Annotated in this window: 17 protein-coding genes and 1 pseudogene; 12 read left to right on the forward strand and 6 right to left on the reverse strand. The window is 50.3% G+C overall.

The features are described 5' to 3' along the window. The first annotated feature begins 10 nt into the window (after positions 1-10). The 3 genes and pseudogenes from AC55FS_RS13065 to AC55FS_RS13075 all read left to right on the forward strand — a co-directional run bounded on the left by AC55FS_RS13065 (position 11) and on the right by AC55FS_RS13075 (position 2,276). A complete protein-coding gene (locus tag AC55FS_RS13065) occupies positions 11-484 on the forward strand; it encodes a hypothetical protein (protein ID WP_496932695.1) in 474 nt (157 codons plus the stop codon). A gap of 25 nt (positions 485-509) precedes the next feature. Then, positions 510-1,295, forward strand: a pseudogene (locus AC55FS_RS13070) (IS3 family transposase); the annotation flags it as partial. A gap of 135 nt (positions 1,296-1,430) precedes the next feature. Next, positions 1,431-2,276, forward strand: coding sequence for a substrate-binding periplasmic protein (locus tag AC55FS_RS13075; protein WP_496932696.1), 846 nt, complete (start codon positions 1,431-1,433; stop codon positions 2,274-2,276). Between the two features lie 199 nt (positions 2,277-2,475). Here the strand turns inward: AC55FS_RS13075 and AC55FS_RS13080 are convergent, their stop codons facing one another. From AC55FS_RS13080 to AC55FS_RS13090, 3 genes are all read right to left on the reverse strand, one after another. Continuing rightward, positions 2,476-3,027, reverse strand: coding sequence for a hypothetical protein (locus AC55FS_RS13080; protein WP_496932697.1), 552 nt, complete (start codon positions 3,025-3,027; stop codon positions 2,476-2,478). 364 nt (positions 3,028-3,391) lie between these two features. After that, positions 3,392-3,706, reverse strand: coding sequence for a VOC family protein (locus AC55FS_RS13085; protein WP_496932698.1), 315 nt, complete (start codon positions 3,704-3,706; stop codon positions 3,392-3,394). An 86-nt stretch (positions 3,707-3,792) separates the two neighbouring features. Next, a complete protein-coding gene (locus tag AC55FS_RS13090) occupies positions 3,793-4,197 on the reverse strand; it encodes a zinc-ribbon domain-containing protein (protein WP_496932699.1) in 405 nt (134 codons plus the stop codon). 873 nt (positions 4,198-5,070) lie between these two features. Here AC55FS_RS13090 and rimO point away from each other — a divergent pair. The 6 genes from rimO to AC55FS_RS13120 all read left to right on the forward strand — a co-directional run bounded on the left by rimO (position 5,071) and on the right by AC55FS_RS13120 (position 14,293). Then, entirely contained in the window at positions 5,071-6,438 is a 1,368-nt protein-coding gene (gene rimO / locus AC55FS_RS13095) for a 30S ribosomal protein S12 methylthiotransferase RimO (RefSeq protein WP_496932700.1), read from the forward strand. A gap of 91 nt (positions 6,439-6,529) precedes the next feature. Next, positions 6,530-7,720: a N(2)-acetyl-L-2,4-diaminobutanoate deacetylase DoeB2 gene (gene doeB2 / locus AC55FS_RS13100; protein ID WP_496932701.1), complete on the forward strand. Its 1,191-nt coding sequence runs from the start codon at positions 6,530-6,532 to the stop codon at positions 7,718-7,720. A gap of 258 nt (positions 7,721-7,978) precedes the next feature. Continuing rightward, positions 7,979-9,235, forward strand: coding sequence for an aspartate aminotransferase family protein (locus tag AC55FS_RS13105; RefSeq protein WP_496932702.1), 1,257 nt, complete (start codon positions 7,979-7,981; stop codon positions 9,233-9,235). Positions 9,236-9,237: 2 nt separating this feature from the next. Beyond that, positions 9,238-10,548, forward strand: coding sequence for an ectoine hydrolase (gene doeA / locus AC55FS_RS13110; protein ID WP_496935970.1), 1,311 nt, complete (start codon positions 9,238-9,240; stop codon positions 10,546-10,548). A gap of 11 nt (positions 10,549-10,559) precedes the next feature. Then, positions 10,560-11,930 (forward strand): NAD-dependent succinate-semialdehyde dehydrogenase, encoded by a 1,371-nt coding sequence (locus AC55FS_RS13115; RefSeq protein ID WP_496932703.1) that lies wholly within the window; start codon positions 10,560-10,562, stop codon positions 11,928-11,930. A 143-nt stretch (positions 11,931-12,073) separates the two neighbouring features. Further along, on the forward strand, positions 12,074-14,293 hold the full coding sequence (locus AC55FS_RS13120) for a DUF6351 family protein (protein WP_496932704.1): 2,220 nt from the start codon (positions 12,074-12,076) through the stop codon (positions 14,291-14,293). On the opposite strand, the gene AC55FS_RS13125 is transcribed toward AC55FS_RS13120, so the two are convergent. Next, positions 14,290-14,928 (reverse strand): LON peptidase substrate-binding domain-containing protein, encoded by a 639-nt coding sequence (locus AC55FS_RS13125; RefSeq protein ID WP_496932705.1) that lies wholly within the window; start codon positions 14,926-14,928, stop codon positions 14,290-14,292. The two genes, AC55FS_RS13120 and AC55FS_RS13125, sit on opposite strands and share 4 nt — an antisense overlap. A 285-nt stretch (positions 14,929-15,213) precedes the next feature. Between AC55FS_RS13125 and AC55FS_RS13130 the strand changes: the two genes are divergently transcribed. Further along, a complete protein-coding gene (locus AC55FS_RS13130) occupies positions 15,214-17,388 on the forward strand; it encodes a DUF6351 family protein (RefSeq protein WP_496932706.1) in 2,175 nt (724 codons plus the stop codon). Positions 17,389-17,630: 242 nt separating this feature from the next. Here the strand turns inward: AC55FS_RS13130 and AC55FS_RS13135 are convergent, their stop codons facing one another. Next, positions 17,631-19,793: a M9 family metallopeptidase gene (locus tag AC55FS_RS13135; protein ID WP_496932707.1), complete on the reverse strand. Its 2,163-nt coding sequence runs from the start codon at positions 19,791-19,793 to the stop codon at positions 17,631-17,633. A gap of 335 nt (positions 19,794-20,128) precedes the next feature. Here AC55FS_RS13135 and AC55FS_RS13140 point away from each other — a divergent pair, with 335 nt between their 5' ends. Beyond that, positions 20,129-21,451 (forward strand): HAMP domain-containing protein, encoded by a 1,323-nt coding sequence (locus tag AC55FS_RS13140; RefSeq protein ID WP_496932708.1) that lies wholly within the window; start codon positions 20,129-20,131, stop codon positions 21,449-21,451. Positions 21,452-21,790: 339 nt separating this feature from the next. Next, entirely contained in the window at positions 21,791-23,026 is a 1,236-nt protein-coding gene (locus AC55FS_RS13145) for a S41 family peptidase (RefSeq protein ID WP_496932709.1), read from the forward strand. Positions 23,027-23,070: 44 nt separating this feature from the next. Here the strand turns inward: AC55FS_RS13145 and AC55FS_RS13150 are convergent, their stop codons facing one another. After that, the gene (locus AC55FS_RS13150) at positions 23,071-23,760 is read right to left on the reverse strand and encodes an HD domain-containing protein (RefSeq protein WP_496932710.1); all 690 of its coding nucleotides are present in this window, start codon (positions 23,758-23,760) and stop codon (positions 23,071-23,073) included. Positions 23,761-23,974 lie beyond the last annotated feature (214 nt).

The raw sequence follows: 23,974 nt of genomic DNA on the forward strand, positions 1-23,974 counted from the left end.
GGAAGTACTTGTGAAGAAAGGTAAGACTATTTGGGCTTTGATTATTTGGTTTATATGGACTACCAGTAAAGGTTTTGAGCTACTTTATCGTCATCAGACAACAAGCGATTATTATGCTTTTAGTAACGCAGGCGTCACCCCGTTATTCTTTATCTTCGTCACTGCCATTCTTTTGCTAAACCTAGGAACCCTATTCTTTCTAATCAAACCCAAACTGATAGGTCTTAAGGTTGCTTTTTCAGCACTGATAGCAGCAGCAATCTACAACCTTGTAACTTTTGGCCTTGGGCTATCAGACATCGAAGGGATGAAGCAGGCATATTTAGTTAGCAGAGAAAGCAGAGGGTTGCCTGTGAGAGAGGAAGTACTCTCAATGATGTTTTCACCGACCTCCTTCATCGTGGTAGCAGCAATATCATTAGTACTTTATGGCCTGTTGGCTTTCCTTCTCAACAAGAAGAAAGATTACTATCACGCAAGCTAATAACAAAGCTATCAATGATCACCCCCCCCAGGCGCGGCGTGTGCTGGCTCAACAATCTGTCGCAGAGCGCAACATCAGTATTCGTCTGGCCTGCCAGATATTCACTGTGAGCGAAACCTGTCACCGCTATCGGCCCAAACTCCGTGACGAAAATGCTGAGATTGCCCAGTCTCTAGTGAAGCTAACCGACGCAGAAAGTGACTGGGGTTTTGACCTGTGCTTCGATTACTTACGCAGCGTCGAGGGCCGCTCGTGGAACCACAAGCGTGTTTATCGGATCTATTGTGAACAAGCACTGAATCTACGTATTCGACGTCGGCGCCGTTTAAAAAGACAAGCCCCCGAGCCATTGAAGGAGCCCATTAAACCCAACCAGGTTTGGTCGATGGATTTTATGCATGACCAACTGGCTGACGGTCGTCACTATCGGCTATTTAACGTCATCGACGACTATCGGCGTGAAGCACTGTGCACCGAAGCGGATTTTTCGTTGCCAGCCCCCAAGGTTATTCGAGCACTGAATCAGCTACTGGAATGGCGACCGAAACCCACCGCCATACACTGTGACAATGGGCCGGAGTTTATCAGTAACGAGTTTGTTAAGTGGGCCAGACTACATAGTATTCGAATTGAATACATTCAACCTGGAAAGCCTCAGCAAAATGCCTATATCGAGCGTCATAACCGTACAATGCGATACAGCTGGGTCAGTAAGCATCTGTTTGAATCGATTGAGGAAGTTCAGGAGTATGCAACGAACTGGTTGTGGTTTTACAATCACAAACGGCCACATAAGGCCAATGGAGGCTGATGGCAGCCTAACTTCTACTTTTAGCGTCAGTTGAAAATGGGGGGATTACAAATCAAAGAAAGCATGCCCACCTTTATCGGTCATTGGCTAAACTGATAGTTCCTAGGCTCAAGCTTGCAATAAGCGGGATGACGTATGGCCGCCACCACTGCACGGACCAACAGCGGGCAAACTCAGCGATGCTGCCTTCTCGCCGTCTCGTTAGTCATCGGCTGGCTGACTTGCCAAAGCACTTGGGCAACCAACGCTGCCAGTCTGAACGTGTGTGATGACGCCGCCTGGCCGCCCTACACCTTTCAAATCAGCGTTGCTGGAACGACGCGCCCTGATGGCGTCAGTTACGAGCTGCTACAAGCTCTGGCACAAGAGCTTAACCTGCACGTTGACTATCATATCCTGCCTTGGAAACGCTGTTTAGCGCAGGTGTATGCTTACCCACAGACCGGTATGGAGATGTTTATCAATGGCTACTCTAACCAAGAGCGGGTCATTAAATATCACCACACCATTCCGGTGTACAATGTCCATCGCGGTTATGCATTCCATCGCGATCACATAAATAAGTTTAACAACATACGCAACATCACCGATCTGAATAGCCTGCTGATTTGTGGCGTTCTTGGTTATAACTATGAGGATATAATCGAAGCAGGCTTGACGGCAGAAATCACAGCGGTTTCAACGACGGTTCAAGGCGTTATGGATAGGGTAGCTAACCAACAGTGCGAGGTGATGTTAACCACCTATGAAGTGGTTGATAGCGGCATCACCTTCAACACACTAAAAGCCAGCCCAGATTTTGTTCACCGACGGTTGCCGGGGGTTGAACCAATTCATATACACTATTGGATTAGCCGCTCATCTCCCAGGTCAGAATCTCTGTTAAATGACTTTAATGCCGCCATAAAAAAACTACAGGCCAACGGCACAGCAGATCGAATATTCCGTCGCGTCCTGCCCGATGGGGATGGCATTCCCTAAAAGCCATTCCATAACTTTTCAGTGCGACCTAGTTTTTCCCCGAAAAATCGCCATATCAGAACGAATCCTCTAAACCAGCACCAGATAGATTCCTCGCCGGACTTAAAGGGGAAAACTATCCAAAAAAGACCAGGAAGTAGTTTTGGCGCAAAGTGGTTTTGGCGTAAAACTTGGTATCAAAGCCTAGAGATGCATAATTTTACTGTACAACCCCACTCTCATTCGTCCGTATCAGCTTGGCCGTATTCTTCAGCATCTCGACATCCCAGCCCTTGGCGACCGGCGATAGCTGCTCAACGTGAGCCATAACTCCTGCATCAAGCTCAGCCAGCTCCTTGGCTTGTTCAGCAGTCAAAACAGCCTCTGACAACAATTCCCTGCAGGCCAGCATCTCGTGGCTATCGCCCATGGCCGGCATCCAGTACTCAACGTGACCCGAGTACTCGACTAAGAGCTGTTTTATCCGCTCTGCTGACGGGGTGCTCATGGAGCGGACCTCCTTTTTTACGATGTTGATCAAACTTCCGTTTATCGGGCTACTGGGCATAGAACGTGATGATGCGCCCGTCCGTAGCAAGCAACACCAGCCACTCTCAGCCGCTTTGCCAGCATCTGCAAGCGCAGACTCAGCGGCGTGTTCGGCCAATCGCAACCGTCCACCACCAACCAAAACAGTAAAGACTTCACCGGCAGTGAGCAGGCCGCAACCGTCTGGCCTGATGTCATTGACGATCGACTTCAGCCAGTGCACAGATAGTACCTTCTAAAGCCGATGCTGGCTGCCCACAATGCATGCTGTATCAGGCGTTTTTCGAAGAAGTTTGGCCTCAGCTGCCGAACGATGGCGGTCTTTTTCTGATGAGGCCACAAAGAACACCGGCAATGCAGATAAAACGGACGCTCTAGCACTGTGGTTGGGATAAACATCTCGATTTTACGCCGTTGGCGCCCCATACATAGTTGCCAGCATTCAACAAATACTAAGCAACAGCAAGCGTGCAAAATAATTTAAGCGAGCACCAAATGCCAAAGCAACAAGTCAATAGCAACATTGCCATCCCGGCGCCTGCGATAGCACAGGCGCCTATGAGTTGCCAGCCACATTTAATCTGGCATTAGATCCCGTATTGCATAAGCTCTACCGGTGCGCCATCTACCTCTATAAATGCAACCACCAAGCCCTCACTTGGTGAGTTTGGCTGGATAATTACTTTTTTTCCCTGCAACTCTTCTTCAAGATTTTCGACAACAAACGCCACGTGGGGCACAGTTTTTACCAACTCAGGATACGGAGCATCATCCCAATAACGTTGCCATTGAATACCGTAATGGTTGTTCTCATGGTCTGACACCGTCATTTTTAAGTGAGGGAGGTCTATTTCACCCTCGAACCTCTCTGTGGTAGGAATACCAACATGATTAAATTTCATAAATTCCTCGATCAATCGGACCGTTAAACAGCATGATTCGAACTAGTTTGGTGAATAACGTGTTTTCAGAGGCAGGCGCGATCGGCTTAATATTTGTTTTTGAAAAACGCCTCGTTGCGGTGAGGCTGCCGCTTAGCCATCTCTTCCATATGCTTTCGTTGGACATCTTTTTTCGCCTTGTTTTTATCGCGACAAGAGCGACAACGCACTGCGGTCGTCTCAAAGCTGCCCTTTGCTACCTCATACCACCACTTCTGTTGTCGGGCAGTCCATACCTCTTTTGCACCGCAGTCCTTACACGCAAACTCCTTATCGAGGTAGAACAAGGGGATTTTGATATACGTTGTGCGATAAACGATTTCATCAGGGTCAACCGGAACAGCCCATTCAGGCATTGGCCCCTTAAACCGATCAACCTGACCGTCTCTGTTAGCCATTCGATCTAGTCGTGCTTTCTTAATCTCGGCTTTACGCTGTTTTCCACTTTTCATTGCGAGTTAATCCAACAAATCGAGCTCCGCCACCCACTCTCTAGTAATCGCATCCATGTGCATTACCCTCACGTTGCCACTACGGAAACGCAATACTAAATCTATCGACCGAGCGATTGGGTCAAGATTTGATAAATATTGAGCTGCGGCTCGAGCCGAGATTGCACTGCTTCGATTCCTTTTACATTGATGTCGATTCTTTCGAAGATACGATGCACCAATTCACGCAACACCATGCGCGCATGCTAGTCCAACGATCCCTAGGCCCGCCTCTAGCACTTTCCAACGCGTTAACAGTTCAGTGCCAGCAGCGCAGATTCAGCACCAGCCACACAGGTAAAACCACCCAAATTTTCGCGCAATCGAGCACGCTCAAACTTTAGCTTTTTTGTTCTCGGCTTCTAAGTCACGGACTTTTCGCATAACGGCCAGCAGTGGCTGATCGGTTTGCCACAATGCATCGCTGAACTTATCGATTTAGCGTCTGAGTTTTCATGTGCACGAATCATTACCAGCAGCAAAAGAGCAAATCTATGGGGTTAGCACATCACGTATCTACCGATGGAGGGGGAATCTCTCCACTAACAACAGCCATGGTTTTGTTTGGCAAACTCTGCTCCTGCCACCTCAAACCAGCACAACTCCTGCCGCATCGCTCAAGTCGCCTCAGACCTGTCTATCCGCTACAGATAACAGGTCTAACGGAGCCTCTTAGTACACATCTTTGATAGGACGATGCCGCCGCTTTTTATACTGCCCCCTATCCAAACGGGGCGCTAAAGGCGCCGGGCTAGCTGACCTTTATCGCCTCTGACTGGTCGCTAGGCTTAGTGTCTGTATAATCGCCGCCATCGATTAACGTGATGGCTTGCAATGAAAGACAATCAACCTTCCAACCCAACGCCTACCGACCAGTCCAGCAGTGGCCGTGTTGGCTTTGTATCCCTCGGCTGCCCTAAGGCTTTGGTCGACTCAGAACGCATTCTGACGCAGCTTCGCATGGACAATTACGATGTAGTGAACAGCTACAACGATGCCGATGTCGTGGTGGTCAACACCTGTGGTTTTATCGACGACGCCAAACAAGAATCCCTGGATGCCATCCGCGAAGCCATGAACGAAAATGGCAAGGTGATTGTCACCGGCTGTATGGGCAAAGGCAAAGACGCTGAGCTGATTCGCGAGCAAAATCCCGACGTACTGGCTGTAACAGGTCCACAGGCCTATGAAGAGGTGATGGAAGCGGTGCACCAGTGGGTACCACCGGTAGCAAAAGACCACGACCCCTTTACCGATCTGCTGCCGCCACAAGGCGTTAAGCTAACGCCACGGCACTATTCGTATTTAAAAATCTCTGAAGGCTGTAACCACAACTGTACCTTCTGCATTATCCCAGCGATGCGTGGCAAGCACGTGAGTCGCCCAATTGGCGATGTGCTGGATGAAGCCAAGCGCCTGGTTGCCGCCGGCACCAAAGAGCTTCTGGTGATTTCACAAGACACCTCCGCTTATGGTGTCGATATGAAGTTCCGCACCGGTTTTTGGGATGGCAAGCCGGTTAAAACCCGCTTGTATGACCTGTGCAATGAGCTGGGCAACTTAGGCGCCTGGGTACGCCTGCATTATGTTTACCCCTACCCCCACGTCGATGACATCATGCCATTGATGGCTGAGGGTAAAATTCTGCCGTATCTGGATATTCCGTTCCAACACGCCAGTCCACGCGTGCTCAAGTTGATGAAGCGCCCGGCCCATGCCGAAAACACCCTAGAGCGTATTAAAAAATGGCGCCAGCAAGTACCCGAGCTGGTATTGCGCTCCACTTTTGTGGTCGGTTTCCCTGGTGAAACCGAAGAAGACTTTCAGATTTTGCTCGACTGGCTCGATGAGGCCGAGCTGGATCGCGTCGGCTGCTTTAAATACAGCCCGGTCGATGGTGCCAAGGCCAACGAGCTGCCCGACCATGTCCCAGAAGAGGTACAGCAAGACCGCTGGCAGCGCTTTATGGCCAAAGCCCAGGAAATCAGTGCGCGCAAACTGCAGCGTAAAATTGGTCAGCGCATGACGGTACTGATTGATGAAGTTGATGAAGAAGGGGCTGTAGCGCGTTCTGCCGCCGACGCTCCTAACATCGATGGCATGGTCTACCTCAATGATTTCTTCGATTGCCAGCCCGGCGATTTTGTTGAGGTTGAGATCGAGCACGCCGACGATTACGACCTGTGGGCCAGCCCAGTTTAACGCCCATGGTGGTGTGAGCCCGTATCAGCGGGCTCACAGTCATGCAAGAGACCTCTGGAGCCGTTACACTGGCAGCTAAAAGGAGGTTGCCATGACCAAGCCAGTACCCATGAGCGAGCACACCATATGGGCTAAGATCCTCGATCAAGCCATCGCTTTTCGCCATCAGCTGCATCAATCGCCGGAGCTGACCTGGCAGGAAGAACTCACCACTCAACACATTCGCCAGCAGCTGGATCAGCTCAATATCAGCTGGCGTGAATGCGGTAAACACGGCACAGTCGCAACCATTGCCGCAAGCCAGCCAGGCCGCCATGTTGGTCTGCGCGGCGATATCGATGCCCTGCCCATCCATGAAGCGTGCGATCTGGCCTTTAAGTCACAATCGCCAGGTAAGATGCACGCCTGTGGCCACGATGGCCATACCGCCGCCTTGTGGGCCGCCGCCGCTTGGCTCAAGCACTGTGAAGATACTCTGCCTGGTCCGGTCAGCTTTTTATTTCAGCCCGCAGAAGAAGGCGGCCATGGCGCCGAGTCCATGATTAAACATGGCGCCCTGGACGGCCTGGACGTGATTTATGGTTGGCATAATTGGCCGGCGATGCCTTTTGGCCAAGCTGTATGCCCTGATAGTGCAGTGATGTCGGGTAACGGCACCTTTGAAATTGAGGTACTGGGCAAGGGTGGCCATGCCAGCCAGCCAGAACTGTGCAAAGACCCGGTATTGGCGGCGGCGGCCATCACTCTCAACTTACAGCAAATTTTATCTCGCAAGCTGCCGCCTCAGGCCGCTGCAGTGGTGAACGTTTCATCCATAGAAGCACCCAGCGCCAGTACCGTCATTCCCGAAACCGCCAAATTAAGCGGCAGTATTCGTTTATCGGACCCAAGCCTGAGAGACACCATCAATGAGGCTATCCGGCAAATCAGTCAGGATACGGCCCGCACTTATGGCGTAAAAGCCCAAGTGCATTGCGAAGCCCGCTACGACGCTACTATTAATCATGCCGAAGCAGCCGGTGAATTTCGCCAGGCCTTAGCCGCAGAGCTGGGCGATAACTGGCGCAGCACCGAGCTGGCAGTGCCCATCATGGCGTCGGAAGACTTCAGTTATTATTTAAAGAAAATACCCGGAGCCTTTGCGCTGATTGGCATGCACGATAGCGAGCAGTTCCATTACCCTTGCCACAGTCCGCATTATCAGTTTAACGATCGCCTGATTGAGCCCGTGGTGCGCTGTTTTGCCCGCCTTTGCCAGGCGCCACTTCCCTATCACGCCTAAATGTCACCCTGTATCAACCCGCTCGCCGCGCCGGACGGCGAGCCATTCCTCAGTAAAAATCACTAGCCCCTATAAATCGGGGCTCATTCGGTCGGTTGCAGCCAAGGACTCCTGCAACTACCTTGGGGGTGGGTTCCGCCATGCACCGGCGAAAACCACCTGGAAGTCACAGCAGCTCGCTGAGTCGCTCACTGACTCATGCAGTCGGGAAACGTATCGATCAGCAAGGCTGACAATCGACAACTGCAGGAGGGTGACATGCACATTTTTGAGCAATGGGAATCGGATATTCGCGGCTATTGCCGGGCTTACCCTACGGTATTTAAAAGTGCCCAAAATGCCGTGCAAACCGACGAGAATGGCAAACAATATATCGATTTTTTTGCCGGCGCTGGAGTGCTGAATTTTGGCCACAACAATGCCCGTATGAAAGAAGCCATTATTCGCTATATCGAGTCCGATGGTGTTGCTCACAGTCTGGACATGTACACCACCGCCAAACGCGAATTTATTGAAAGCTTTGTTGAGCTAGTACTCAAACCCCGAAGCATGCAACACAAGCTGCAGTTTATGGGCCCCACCGGCACCAATGCCGTTGAAGCAGCGTTAAAAATAGCCCGTCGCGTCACCGGCCGACATAACATTGTTGCCTTTTCCCAAGGTTTTCATGGCATGACCCTAGGGGCTTTGGCTTGCACGGCCAACCAGTATTTTCGCGGCGCCGCCGGTGTGCCACTCACCCATGTTCAACATGCGCCATTCGAGAATACCCAAGGCTGCGGCCTGGGTTGCCTAAAGACGCTACGTGAAGGTTTTGAAAACAGCTCGAGCGGTTTTGAGCAACCGGCCGCTTTTTTGGTCGAAGCCATTCAAGCCGAAGGCGGCGTTAACGTCGCCAGTCAAGAGTGGCTGCGAGAGCTGCAACAACTGGCGCGAGACACTGGTGCATTATTAATCATTGATGATATCCAGGCTGGCTGTGGCCGCACTGGCTCGTATTTTAGTTTTGATGATATGGGCCTTGATCCCGATATCGTTTGCTTAGCCAAAGGCATTGGTGGTTTTGGCACGCCCATGGCCCTTAACCTGATAAAACCAGAGCACGATAAGCACTGGAACCCAGGTGAACATACCGGCACCTTTCGTGGCCAAAATTTGTCGTTTGTGGCGGGTAAGGTAGCGCTCAGCTATTTCGAAAATGACGATTTGATGGCGCAAACCCGCAAAAATGGCAAGCTTATGGCCAGTGCTTTACAAGCCATTGCCGATAATCACCCGCATCACGATTTTTCTGTGCGCGGTAAAGGCATGATGCAAGCCATTGACTTAATGGATGGCGCCTTGGCCAAGCGCGTGCAAACCCTATGTTTTGAACGTGGCCTGCTGATCGGCCCCTGTGGCGTGGGTGGACGCGTGGTGAAATTAATTCCACCACTGACCATCGAAGCTGAGCAATTACAGCAAGGCCTGGATATTTTGGCCAACGCGATTAGCAGCGCGATCAAGGAGGGCTAGTGATGCGTGAACGCGATGATATGACCTTTCCTTTTAGTGAATACCAGCGACGTATTCGTGAACTGCGTGAACGTATGCACGAGCGCTTGCTGGATGCGGTAATTATTTCCGACCCAGAAAATCTGATGTATTTAACCGATTATCAGACCACGGGGTATTCCTTCTTCCAAGCCCTGGTGGTACCGCTCGACGATGAACCCTTTATGATCACCCGCAAGTTGGAAGAATCGAATATTCACGCCCGCACCTGGGTGGAAATAACTCGACCTTATCCAGACACCGGTGATGCGGTGCAAATGTTAGTGGGTGCATTGCGTGAATTTGGTTTGCAAGGCAAAAACCTGGGTTACGAGCGCAACAGTTATTTTTTGCCGGCCTATCATCAAGACCAAATCCACACCACGTTTACCGACGGCCGCTTGATGGATTGCTTTGGCATTGTCGAGCAAGGTCGTGCGATGAAATCCGAGGTCGAGCTGGAGGCGATGCGTAAAGCCGCCGTGGCCACACGGGCCGGCATGTTGGCTGGCATTGACGCCACCCGCCCGGGTGTTACGGAAAATGACATCGGTGCGGCCATCAGTCAAGCCATGTTCAGCGCCGGAGGAGAACCACCAGCGGTCATGCCCTACGTCACCTCTGGGCCACGAACCATGATAGGCCATGCCACTTGGGAAGGTCGCGAGGTCAAAGCGGGTGAGCATGTTTTTTTAGAAGTCGGTGGCTGCTACCGCCGTTACCATACGGCCATGATGCGAACGGTGATTTGCGGCGAATTGTCCGATGCCATGTTTAAAGCTCAAGAAACCATGAAATATGCCCTGCGCCGCGTACGTGAAGAGCTGCGCCCCGGTATGACGGTCTCTGATGCTGATAATTTAGTGCGCACGATTATTGTCGACAACGACGTTGGTGCTCAGCTCATCACCCGCTCGGGCTACTCCATCGGCATCGCCTTTCCACCAAGCTGGGATGAAGGTTATATCGTCAGTCTCAAACAAGGTGATTCTACGGTATTAAAACCCGGCATGACCTTTCATATCATTCCCTGGATGTGGGGTGTAGAAGGCGATAAAACCTGCGGCATCTCCGATACCTTTTTCATCACTGAACATGGCTGCGACTCCTTTTTCTCTGATGTTGATCAAGACTTCGTCATCAAGCCCAACGGCGTGGATACCAAGCTGACCGATGATCGTGTGTCCCATATCGGCAATCCCAAAAAGAAAAAAAATAAAGCGACAACTACCACTCAAAAGTCACAAACCCAAAGCGACGACCTAGCCGTTAAAGATCGCTCACACCCGATTTAAAGGAGCGCACAATGCTGACTGTGATTAATCCAACCACAGGCCAACCACTACATCAATTTGCCGCCCTTGCCGGGCAGGAATTAAATGATCGCATCACCTGCAGCAAAGACGCTTATGCATCCTGGAAACACACCAGCTTTGTAGAGCGAGCCCAGGTATTAAAAGCAGTGGCATCAGAGTTGCGCACCGATCAAGAAAAATACGCTCTATTGATGACCGATGAAATGGGCAAACCCATTAATGAAGCTCTGGCCGAAGTGGAAAAAGCCGCTTGGTGTGCCGAGCACTACGCCGAACATGCCGAACAGTATTTAACGCCTCAATCACTGCCATCGGATGCCAGTCACAGCTATGTGCAACATCTACCACTTGGGCCAATATTGGGAGTATTGCCATGGAACGCGCCTTTTTGGCTGGCGTTTCGATTTTGTGCACCGGCACTCATGGCCGGCAATACCTGCTTAATGAAGCCCGATCCGCACGTACCGGGCTGCGGCGAAGCCTTGCAAGAGGCCTTTTATAAAGCCGGTGCTCCAGCCAATATTTTTTTGAACTTACCACTTAAAAACGACGATGTCGCCAGCGCCATTCGCCACCCGGATGTGATGGCGGTGTCGTTTACCGGCTCTAGCGCTGCCGGTGCCAAAGTGGCCGTCATTGCTGCCAGTGAACTAAAACCCTTTGTACTTGAGCTAGGCGGCTCAGACCCGGCCATTGTGCTTAACGATGCCCATCTGGATGAAGCCATTCCCACCATTGCCCTATCGCGCATTATTAATGCCGGCCAGTCCTGCATTGCCGCCAAACGCATTATTGTTGAAGCTGGCGTGTACGATGAGGTCGTTGAGCGCTTAGCCCGTGAGTTGGAAACACTGCCGGTCGGCAATCCTCGTGACCCTGCCAATCGCATCGGCCCGATTGCCAGAGCCGATCTACGCGAGCAACTCGCTAATCAGGTCGATCGCAGCATTGCTGCGGGCGCACGTTGCCTGCTCGGAGGTGAGCCACTTCCGGGGGATGGATTTTTTTATCCCGTCACTCTGTTAAGCGATGTCAGCAACGATATGTCAGTTTGCCAAGAAGAAACCTTTGGCCCGGTCGCTGCGGTATTAAAAGCCGACAACCCGGAACACGCCCTTGCCCTGGCCAATAACAGCCAATACGGTTTAGCGGCAGCCATCTGGACTCAGCCGGAACGTGGTGAAGCCATGGCACGTCAGTTAGAAGTCGGCCAAGTGGCTATTAATGGCATCGTTAAAACCGATCCTCGTTTACCCAGCGGCGGCATCAAACGTTCTGGCATTGGCCGCGAGCTAGGCCCCCACGGCATTTTAGAGTTTGTGAATACACAACAAGTATGGGTTGGCCCGAAAATTCTTTAAAACTTTTTTGCCGCTTTAAATGGCGACACCGACCATGATACGGCTCCTACCTTGTGAGTGGTCGCTCGCCGTCAGAATGTCGGCGCAGCAATGATGTTGTCTCGCACTAGACTGATGTCAGGAACAGACTCAGGAGGTGGGCTATGGGCCGCAAGCTGGTGTTACTGTTGTTACTGTGCATCGCCGCAGGCAGCGGGTTTGGCTACCAGTATTATCTCGATCTTCGCCGCCAAATCGGCCTGGATCGAGGTTACCCTCAGGTATTAGCAACACCACCTGGCAGCCTGGTAAAAAATCTTCCACCTTATAACGGCCCACACCCAGCAACCAGCTCACGACCTGCCGACAATTTCACCTACCCCATTGAATTTGGGGCTTTTGGTCCACTAGAACCGCTATTCGCCGGCCCACTTCAGTATCCTTTTGCCTGTCAGAGCGAAGAATCTAAATTGGGCCAGCCTATGGTCGATAATCAGCAAGGCTGGGGGGTACCAGTATTTGCAGAAAACGCAGAAGGCAAACGCTCTGAATTAATTATTGGGTACAGTAAAGATTGCCAACTACCCACGCGGCATCATTATTTATACCAACCGGCTGGCCGATCGGATAGAAAACTTCCTTTGCGTGTCGATGGTTCGAATGACAGTATTCCCGACGATGCACAATGGATCATACGTGCAGAGACTGGCACCATTCACCGCCATATTTATGTTTTGTTAATGCCCAGCAGCAAACAAGACCAACGCGAAAAACCCGACTTATCACGCTGGAATGGTAAAGCCATTTATTATTTCCGCGGTGGCATCAGCATTGGATTTCAACAAGGAAGAACCGACATTCGCCGCCTCACCCGCGACATGAAAGAGGCCTTATATCAGGGTTATGCCATCCTTTATTCCACCGCAACCGAAACGGACAATACCTACAATATTCGCTTGCAAGAAGACACCGCACTGCGTGTAAAACGCCAATTCAGCGCTCGTTTTGGCGCGCCTAAGTATGTCATTGGTATCGGAGGTTCTGGTGGTGGCCTGCAGCAGTATTTATACGCTCAAAATCAACCAGGAATTATTGATGGCGGCGTCGCTTTAATTGCTTACCCTGACATGGTGACGCAAATCCAATACACCTTAGACTGCGAGTTGCTGGAGTATTATTTTGATCATTTAGCCAGCGACCGTCAGTTCTGGCGCCAGCCAGAAAAACGCCAGGCAGTGATGGGACTCACCGTCAGTAACGACTACCGCCCCAGACTGTCCTGGCTGACCGATGCAGCCTCCTTACTCAAAGGTCACTGGCCTGATTCTCAGCCGCCCGCCTCTGAATGTAATAAAGGTTGGCGTGGCTCAGTGCCGCTAGTCAACAACCCTAAATTTCACAGTGATTATTTCCGTTTCAGTCGCTCCGTGCGAGAGCATATGTTTTGGACTCATTGGCAGGATAACCGTGATATTTATGGCACTGACAATACCGGTCGTTCGCCGTCGGTGTGGAGCAATGACGGTGTACAGTATGGCCTTTCGGCCCTGCGCCAGGGTGATATCAATCGTGAACAATTTGTTGAAATCAACGCCCGCATTGGTAGCTGGAAACCCGCCGAAGAAATGACCAATGCACGATTTTGGCATATTAGCGGTGACCCTCGTTTGTATCGATTCAGCCCCTACGGTGAGCACAATATGAGCCATAACGGCTTGGCAGTTGACATAGCCCCCCGCTATCAAGGAAATCTGCCAGCCGCCCGGGCGGCCTATCAATCGGGCAATGTATTTTTAGGCAAACTGAATTTTCCGGTTATGGATGTGCGCATGTATTTGGACCACAGGCTTGATATTCATCACACCTGGGCCGCGCTTTCAAGCCGCCAACGCATTCTCGATGCCAGTTCAGACATCACCATGCAGCCTATCTGGATCAGCCATAAACCCTATAACCCAATGTGGGATGCCATCACCGTGATGGATCAATGGTTGAGCAATTATCAAACCACTAAAGATTGGCAAACAGCGCGTCCAGAATTGGCCAATGATCGTTGTTTTGACGGTGAAGGAGGCACCATCGCCGCCGGCGATGATGTCTGGGACGGTGATTGGAATCGCAAACCCGAGGGCCGCTGCAGCCAAGAAATGCCTTTCCATCAAGGGTCGCGCCAGGTGGCGGGGGAAAATATCGCCGGCATGACGTTTCAATGCAGCCTCATCAGCATCGATCAGGCCATAGAGCAAGGCATGTACGGCCCCATTGATATGCAGCCGTTCAAACAGCGTTTACAACAAATATTTCCAAACGGAGTGTGCGACTATAGCCAACCGGATAAGGCCTTGCCCGATTCGTTGTTAGAGCGGGTATCAGCACCCAATTAAACGTCATTTAGCAGATCCAGGATAAACTGCAGACGATCGCTGGCCCGGGTCATTTCAAGGATGGACTGTAGAATATCGGCATCAAAGCGAACCACGCCAAAAACTTCAAAACTAAATTGTTGCGGCGTTTTTTGCTGCCAATCGGCTGAATTAAGTAACCTTTGCACGCTGTCCACGTCGTGGGCCAAGGCAGCCAGACGATGGATGATTTTGTCTTTTAGCAGCAAGTTTTCTGAATGTTCGGCATCGCTGATAGCCTCATCGGCTAACACATGGGCGCTATATACCTGGTAAGGCAGCCACTGTTTTACCTGCTCGATGCGATAGCGCTGATCTATGTACACGCGCAAATACATACGCCCATCTTTAGTGCGCTGCAGCAACTCGCACTGTCCGGCACTGACCACCTCATAAGGCCGGTAGGTAGCCTGATTACTGCTCAATGCCTGCTCTAGCGTGTCTGCTTCAGGGGCTTCGTGCAGCAAGGCTTTGGTATGACAAATGGCCACTGGCATACGCTCGGATAAGCAGTGGTCAATCATCTGGCGATAGCGTGGCTCAAAGACATGCAGCGGAAAGACAGTGCCCGGGAAAGTCACACAATTAGGAATAGGAAACAGGCACAGATCAGTCATACGCTCAGGCCAAGGTGGTGATCATCACAGCATAGCAACTTCTATTCAGTGATCGTGTGATCAGCCAGATATCTGTCCCATGGCACGATTTCTTGACAAGCTTTCGATGGCCAACCACACCTTTATAATGAGCCGTTTTATCAGTGTAAAGAGCCCCATTCTGCCGCTACCTGCTTCTCGATAAGGTTATTCGTAGCCGGCAATGTGCTAACGAAATCAGGGCCATAATTTGTTGTAAGCGCTGGACAGACATGGTTGCTTAAACTACCCCGCCAAGGAGTGCCTATGCCCGTTATTCTTCGCAATAGTTTGATTATCTTGTTACTCATCTCCATTACCGTCTTAACCACCGGTTATTTATGGATCAAGCAGCAGCTGATCAGTCAGCTAAAGCTAGATCAAGACTGGCCTAAGGTCGTTGCCACAGATCCCAGTTACCACAAAGCTAATCTACCGCCCTATTCTGGATTACATCCCAGAGCAATTGAACGCCCAAAAGAAATCGTAGCCTTTCCAATTGCATGGGGCGAAGTGGGCCCTGCTGAGGCATTGTTTGCTGGCAGTAAACAGTATCCTTTTTTATGCCAGACCTATGAGTCTGGCCTGGGACAACCCGTCATCGACAATCAGCAAGGGCTTGGCACACCAGTATTTGCAGAAAATGATTTGGGCATGCTGCAAGATCCTATTGTTGGTTACAGCAAGGATTGTGGACTGCCCACTCAGCTGCGGTATTACTCCAGCAACAACAACCAGCCACGCAAGTTTCAACAACATGCCCAGCCGATAGACGCTGATCTGCTGGTGCGAGTAGAAACAGGCACCATTAACCGCTTTGTGTATGCCCTCTTGATGCCGACTACAGAGCTTGATCGCCCAGAAGCAGCCGACCTCAGTCAATGGAATGGTCGGGCTATTTATCATTTTAAAGGCGCCATTGGCATTGGTTTTCAACAAGGAAGAACGCGACTAAGAAGATTATTGCGCGACATGCGACCGGCGCTAGAAAAAGGCTACGCTATCTTGTTTTCAACCGGAACCGAGACCGATAATTTATACAATATCACTTTGCAAGAGGACACAGCTCTCAGGGTTAAGCGCCAGTTTATTGGACGTTTTGGTGAGCCATTATACACCATAGGTTTTGGCGACTCTGGCGGCGGTTTACAGCAATACCTTCTCGGCCAAAATCGGCCGGGATTAATTGATGGCGGCGTTGCTATCATCGCCTACCCCGACATGGTCACTCAAATTAGTTATGGCCTCGATTGCGAATTAATGGAGTACTACTTTGATCATTTAGCCAATGACAAAGATTTTTGGCGCTCAGCAAAACATCGCCATTATGTACAAGGCCTAGCATACAATGATCAGCTGCAGCCCAGAGTAGAGTACCTCAACACCATCGCCAGCAGTATGCGGCTAGAGTTTCCTCCACGCCCTATTGGCGCCACTGAATGCAATTATGCTTGGCGTGGTTCAACAGCGCTTATCAACAATCCTAAATTTAACAGTCATTATTCGCGTTATGCCAAAGCCGTTAATGACACCACATTTTGGACTCATTGGCAGGATAACCGCGATGTGTATGGTACCGACAGTGATGGCAGAGCCCCGGTTCCGTCCAGCAACGTCGGCGTTCAATACGGGCTCACGGCCTGGGTTGAGGGGCTGATCAGTGCCGACCACTTTTTTGATATCAACCAAAAAATTGGCAGTTGGAAAGCACAAGCCGACATGCAACTAGAACGTTTATGGCTGGTATCAGGCGATGATTCACTGCAGCGCTACTCCCCCTATGGCGAAATGAATATGACTCACAATGGTGAGGCGATGAATCTGGCTCCTCGTCGTCAAGGCAGCCTGACAGCCGCTCAAGCGGCTTACAATAGCGGTAATGTGTTTATCGGCCAGCTCGATATTCCCATCATAGATGTGCGGCCTTACCGTGACCCACAACTCGATATTCATCATAGCTGGTCAGCTATTTCTGCCAGAGCGCGCATCCAAAAAGCCAACGATAATCATCGTCAGTTCCAGAGCATATGGATAACAGACCCATCCTATGACGCCCGCTGGGATGCGTTACAGGCGATGGAGCGCTGGCTGGATACACGCTTTCATCAAACACCAGAGCAGATACCAGATTATGCCGATGATCGCTGTTTGGACGCTGAAGGCGAACTTATCGCCAGCGGCCCTGATGTATGGAATGGCGACTGGAATCGCCAGCCTGACGGGCGCTGCACACAGCAATTTCCATTTTTTCAAAGTAGTCGCCAGGTAGCAGGCGACGATGCCAGAGCCAGCACTTTGTTCTGTCATTTACGGCCAGTGTCTGAAGCCATTGAATCTGGGCTTTATTACCCCATGGATGCCCGCCCGTTTAAAGCTCAATTGGAGTCGACCTTTCCAGATGGAGTCTGTGATTATCGACTGGGCGATCAGGCAAGTGAATGATATCAGCGCTTCACATGATTGTTTTTTCCGCCTGAGCTGCTTCGGCCGATAAGCGCTATGTAGTGCCATTGCTGCTGGCGTTAGTTTTTGTTAGACATGAAGAGCGATGTTTGTTCTGTTAAACATTGCTCTTCGTACCTTAATTCAGAAATGGTCCGCTCATGATAGCGTGATCAAATTAGAGAGAACCGACCTAAGAAAAAAGGCCCCAGAAAATGGAGCCTTTTTTCGACTACCGATGACTACTGTGCACTGGGTGTTGCCGTGACCCGGATACTGACATCCGAGATAGCCTCGTTCACCTGCAATAAGATATGCAAGTAATTACCGCTGCGGGCTGATAGATCTAGCTGCTCATTATTGCCAGCTTGTGTCGACTTAGCGTCGTAATCTGACGTTGAAGGCCAGCCATCATACTTGACGAATATATCCAGATCACCTTCACCACCGACGCTAGTCACCATAACTCGATCATATCCTTCTGGTACCCAGACATAACGCCAGAGTGAATAGTTGCTAGCGATATTACTTTCCGACAACAGCGTCTCACCAACAGGATCGCTGCCATCATCACAGTCATCACTGCCAGCGGCTAAACAGTCTAGCCAGCCATTGAAGTTACCATCATGGCGATTACCGATGGCATCCAGGGTGGTCTGATAACTGCTGTAATCGCCTGCCCGAGTAAGCATCAGTAAATCATCGACGGTTTCGCGCTGATTGCTAAACATATAACGCGACGCTAAATATCCCCAATCGTAGATTCGGCTAGAGGAATCATTATAGGTGGTGTAGAACAGCTGGCTTAAATTCCAGCTTTTTTGCTGTCCAACATCAATGGCATCGGCATTATCTTCAAGCTTGGATACGTATTCGGCAATGCCTTCAACCCACCACACAGTATCAGCTGACATGGTATCGTTAAAGTCGCCTTTCATATTGAAACGGCCATCCAGGTAGTGCACCGCCTCATGCATCAGGTTCCACACTTCAAACTCTGATTTCCACTCGGCTACGTAAGCGATAAAGCGTGCTTGGTTGTTGATATCGGAAGGATCGCCCTCCAAATAAATACCACCGTTATTGGTACTGATACCAAACAGCACACCGCCATACAGCTGGTATTGATCAGACGAAGCAAAAATAACAACTTCTAGGTGTTCGTTATAGTCGTCATCCACTGGCATCCCGGCGGTATTAAATAATTGATGAAAGCGGGATTGCAATGTCGCCAAGTCCGCACAGACAGAACCACGTTGCTCAGATGTTAGGCTTTGCGCTCTAATCGTAAACTGATCAGAACACTGGTGGTTGATACTAAGAATGGTTTTTTCGATATCATCTACAAAACCACACAAGCCAAATTCCTGACATTGCTGTGGCAGAAAATAATCGATCATATCAGCAGCGGCCAGCCAAACTTTGGCACCGTTACCTTGAAAGCTATAACGCTTCAGTATGTCTTTCAATATGGCATCAATGTGCTTATTGAACGCATCGCCATACTGATAAAAACGTGCTGTTTCAGCTGCAGCGTTGGCCACAACATATTCAGCACCGCTAGCGATTAAATCCTGGCGTGCCGCCATGGCCGCCAAATCATCAATAACGTCGGTATGGGCTGCAAACCAGTCCTGTGCATTATCAAGGTAGTGTGCGCGGAAAAACACCGTCAGCACATTATTAACGGCCAGAGGTGCCCAGTAACCATCCGCTTGCCTCTCACTCAGCGCAGAGAAAAGCTGAGTAAGTTTCGGCAAATAGTCAAAATTTAACTCGGCACTATCAATCAGGGTGACCACTTCACTCACCAGCTCGGCATTGCTTTCACTGAGTTGATAGAACTCTGATTTATTCGTAAATAGAGCGACTGCACTGTTTACCCGAGCTGATAATCGCTCGGTGTAATCGGGTATATTGCCTCCATAAAACTGCACGTAATACCCGGCACGCAAAAACAGCACTAAGCCACGAGAGCCCTGCTGCGGAGTACCGCTATATTGCCGAGCATCTTGCTCTAACGCTTGTGCCAGCGCCACCATGTTATCCTCATTGAACAGCCCCTGCGCCGTCTGTCCTGAGGCAGAGAACAACGAATTCAAGCAACTACTGTTGGCCGCACGAATGGCGTCTATCAGTGACGCCTGAGGCATAGCTGCCAGTTCTTGCAAGGAACAATTGGCGTTATCTTGCTCCAGTAATGGTGGCAAGGTCGTGGCAGGCTGTGGCGCTCTATCTGATGTTACAGTGCGATCCCAGCTATGGGCAGGCTCAAGTTCTTTCGCCTGAGCAGAGTGCAGCGGGCAACCCAGTAATGCCGACAACAGCAGCGCAGTCGCTCCGAAACGGCCGATAACATTATTTGCTTGATTATTATGATTGAAAGGATTTGCAGAGTGTTTCATCGAGGAGGCTCCTTGCTCCGATAGGTACAAGTGCCAGCCTAGACCGCTTAAAAACTGCATTTGCACGTCATTCCACATTGTTCTCAACGGCGATTTACCATGCCATCCTGACAAATCGGCTGCGATAGGCGTCTAATACTTGCGCACCGATTGATGGGTTAACAAACCGTAAATCCCACTATCCACTGATAGCCTTTGACGCCCCTCTTTGATCACGTAAACACTTCCTCTATTCCGCAACAAACGTACGGCTAATAAAAAAATATAGGGCGTTGTAAGACATCCACAGCGGCAACGACTAAGTCGCCATCACAACCTTGTTGCAGGAGAACCGAGTGCTCATCCAACCCCGTTTAATGCCCATATTTACCTTGGCAGCCGCCGCCATAATCAGCGTGGTACTGCTGGCAGGCCTAGCACTACAGCAAGCTAGCCAACAGCAGCAGAATCTCGCAGCTTGGTATAACAGCAGCTTGGAACTAGAACGCCAAATCCAGACATTGGAGCAGTTGGCCAGTCATTACAAAGCCAATGCACCGCGCGATTACGACAGCTACAACCGCGACGTGTTGGTGTTTTACCAACAATTTTTACAGGCCATACAGGGCCTCGATGACGCTGCAAAAACTCAGCAATCCTTGCAACCAAGCGCAGACAGTGCGTTGCTAGGCTTACCTTTGATAAGCGATCCAAACGACGCAAAAACGCTGGCACACAACTGGCAGCAACAGTGGCAGCAGTTCCAGCAGACCTTCGCTGAGTCGTTAGGTGACCCTAAAGAGCCACGCTTAGAGTGGGCCGCAGAACAGGTGCTAAAACACAGCAACTCACTGCTTGAGCAAAGCCGGATGCTACAACAAGGCATAAAGACTGCTACGACTGAATTGGCGCAACAACAAGACCATGGACAGACCCTAGTAGTCGGTATTTTGGTGGGGCTGGTATTAATCCTATTAGCGCTGCTGTCATGGCGTGTTGTGCGCCCTATAGTACGCACTGCTAAGGCGTGCGAGCAGGTTGCTTTGGGCCACTATGGTCTGCAAATAAAAGAAGACGGCAGCGCCGAAACGCGTCAATTGCAACAGGCATTTAACCAGTTATCAGCGCGCGCAAAGTTGATGCTCGACCTGGTAAAAAATATTCACCAGCCAGCCGACACCCACAGCAAACTTGCCCAGCTGTTTGACAGTGGTCGCTCGGCTTTGGGAATTAACTGGTTAGGACTGGTCGCGGTTGAGCCACACGGCATTAAGCTAAGCCACTCGGCTCCAGCCGCCCTCGACCTGGACTGGCATCACCGCAGCATTTCACCCCATAAGGCGTTGGGCCAGGAGCTAATCAATAGCTTCAATCAACAGTGGTTTTCACTGACAAACATTCGCCAACTTGCGATTAGTCGCCATGATGAACGTTTTTTGCGAGAGCTGCATAAAAATACTCTAGCGACTGAAGTTGTTGGCTATCCGTTTCGTTGTCCACAGCACAAACAGTTTATTTTGCTGTTTAGCACACGCCAGGAGGCGGGATTTAGTCAGCAGCAGTCAGAGCTGATTAAAACTCTGGTGCCGCTCATGGCTGATGCTATTCTGGACTCTTTCCAGCAAAGCAGTGATGAGCTGAGCTTTGCCTTTATCGACACGGTAACACCAGCCAACTAGCCCTGTAGTGCCAGCGGCGGCGCCCATTGATAGCGCCGCCGAATATCATTGACCCAGCGCTGGCGTGAACGGTTGGCGCTTATGTGGAGCAAACGGCGCTGCCACTTCATCCAGCAGGTCAAGGGATTGCTACTCTGCCATTAACTCGCTGGTTTGCAATACCGACAGTTCAAGCAACGGGTTAATACGGCAAACCGCCAGGCTTTTGCCATTTTTTCAGAGCAAACTGAGTTCTACAACAGCGAACAATAGCCCTATGCCCACGGCCATTGAGTATCAGAGATATTCAAGCTAAGGTCGCTAGCCTCTATTTATCACAATACAGAAATGGGGAAGGTCATGCGCACTGCGCTACTGATTTTTTTATGGTTATCCAGCCAATTGTCATTAGCCCTGCCAGAACAAGAAGTGAAACAGTGGCAGCATGATTTGGATTATTACGCCGACCAACTGCAACAACAGCATATCGACTTGCACCATTCACTGCCCAAATACTACTTCCAACAGCAATTGCAGTTACTCAAACAGCAACTACCAGAGCTTAGCCACACTCAAGTACTGGTTGGACTCATGCGCTTAACCAGTGCATTGCAAGATAGCCATACCGCCTTCCCACTATGGGGAGGTTCCAGTATTAACAGCTTTCCCGTTCGCTTCAGTGCCATCGGTCAACAGTTCTATGTAACGTCCAGCTCCGAAGCCTACCAGCACTTATTAGGCAGCCAATTGGTTGCCATAGAAGGTGTTTCAGCACAGCAGCTAGCAGCCAAACTGGCACCGATTGTGCCCTTTGCCGATAACCCCTATTCAACACGCCACCGAGTTGCACAATACTTGAGCGTCGCAGATGTTTTAAGTGGGCTGGGGATCATTAGCAACCAACAGGCTAGGTTCCAGCTGCAACAAGGTGATAAGGGCATTTCAGTCGATCTCACTGCAGAAAATACCAAAGCCGGACGCGAGTACGAGCTAAGTTTCTTCAATAGCAGCGATTTTATTGCTAAAGAAACGGTCAATGAGCACCTGTGGTTTGGCGCCTCCAGCAGCAACAATTCGGTTTATATTCGCTTTCACCGTTACCCAGACGCTGATGAGATGACTGATTTTGCTGAAGAACTACTCGAGTTCATTAATGAGCAGCAATCTCGCCAGCTCATCATTGATTTACGCGACAATTATGGCGGTGACTTTTTTGTGGGCCTGATGTTGGCACAACAATTAGTGCTGGCCGATTCTATTGATTGGAAACATGGCGTTTTTGTTCTCACCGACAACGTTACTTACTCTGCCGCCATGAGCAATGCCACTCAGTTTCAGCAAATATTAAATGCGCAGCTGGTCGGCGAGCCTACCGGCGCGCGTCCTAGTGGTTATCAGGACATGGGGATGTTTACTCTGCCCCATTCTAACTGGCAGGTCTCCTACTCCAAACGCCTGTACCGCTTTAAAAACAATGACCAAGATGCCCTCTATCCGGATGTACTGATTGAACGCAGCATCGATGATTACCTCGGCCCCACTGACGCTGCACTCGATTGGGTTGTGAGCAAACTGAGCAATGAACACCGTTTGTAACACATCGATTTGGCGTTGACTTGCCGTGGCATAAGCCACGCTAGTCAACGCGATAGCCACTCATCGAGTTCCCACTGCAAGTTATTTCTGGCCGATTGTTCAAAGTTCTGGTGAAAAATATCGCTGCTAAAAATGGCATCACGGGCCAGCAAGTGGCGCAAAAATCGTCGACGACCACAGCGATATACAAAGTCCGGCACATAGTATTCCTGGCGACACTGATGGGCATAAGATTGGTAGCGCGGCCGATCCACCGCCAAAATGGACAAATCCATATCGACAAATAACTGCACATCCGTATCGCCCTGATAATGGTGGTCTCGTGTTGCCAGTATCAGCTGCTCACACCCTTCAATAACCCGATTTGGCACTTGTAAACGCTGTAAATATTCCCGCGCCAATTCGGCGCTGAGGCCTTCACTATCCGTGCCTGCCTGCTGGACTAAATCGTGAAACCAAATCGCAAAATAAAAACTGGGCCAGTCTTTTATATGAGCGTGATATTGTTGCGCCAAAGTCAGTAACTGATGAATATGCTGTAAACCATGGTAATGACGCTCGCTGCGACTGTAACTCGTTAACAACAATTGCCACGTCTCATCAAGGGCACTGCTATCGGCCTGCCATTGAGCGGCCGTGTCATACCATTGCCGACGCATGGCTGTTAACGCAGCATGGTTAAATTGTTCAACCTGCAATCTCGTTACCCCAGGGGTCAGATCTGCTTGTTTCATTTCCACATCTCTATTTCACGACCAAACCGATCGCTGGTTTGTTGGATTGATCTGTTCAGTGACCTTAGAAGCGTCCTTCAGCGCATCAGAACCCCTGCAATCAGACCCATCTGACCAGGGCACCGTAGCAGCGCAGATCAACCTTCATCATTTATTGGTTGGTCAACCAACTTATTGTCAAACTACACCCGACGCTTCTAGCTCGTCAAGTAAT

This window comes from Bacterioplanes sp. CLAM21 (assembly GCF_059641015.1).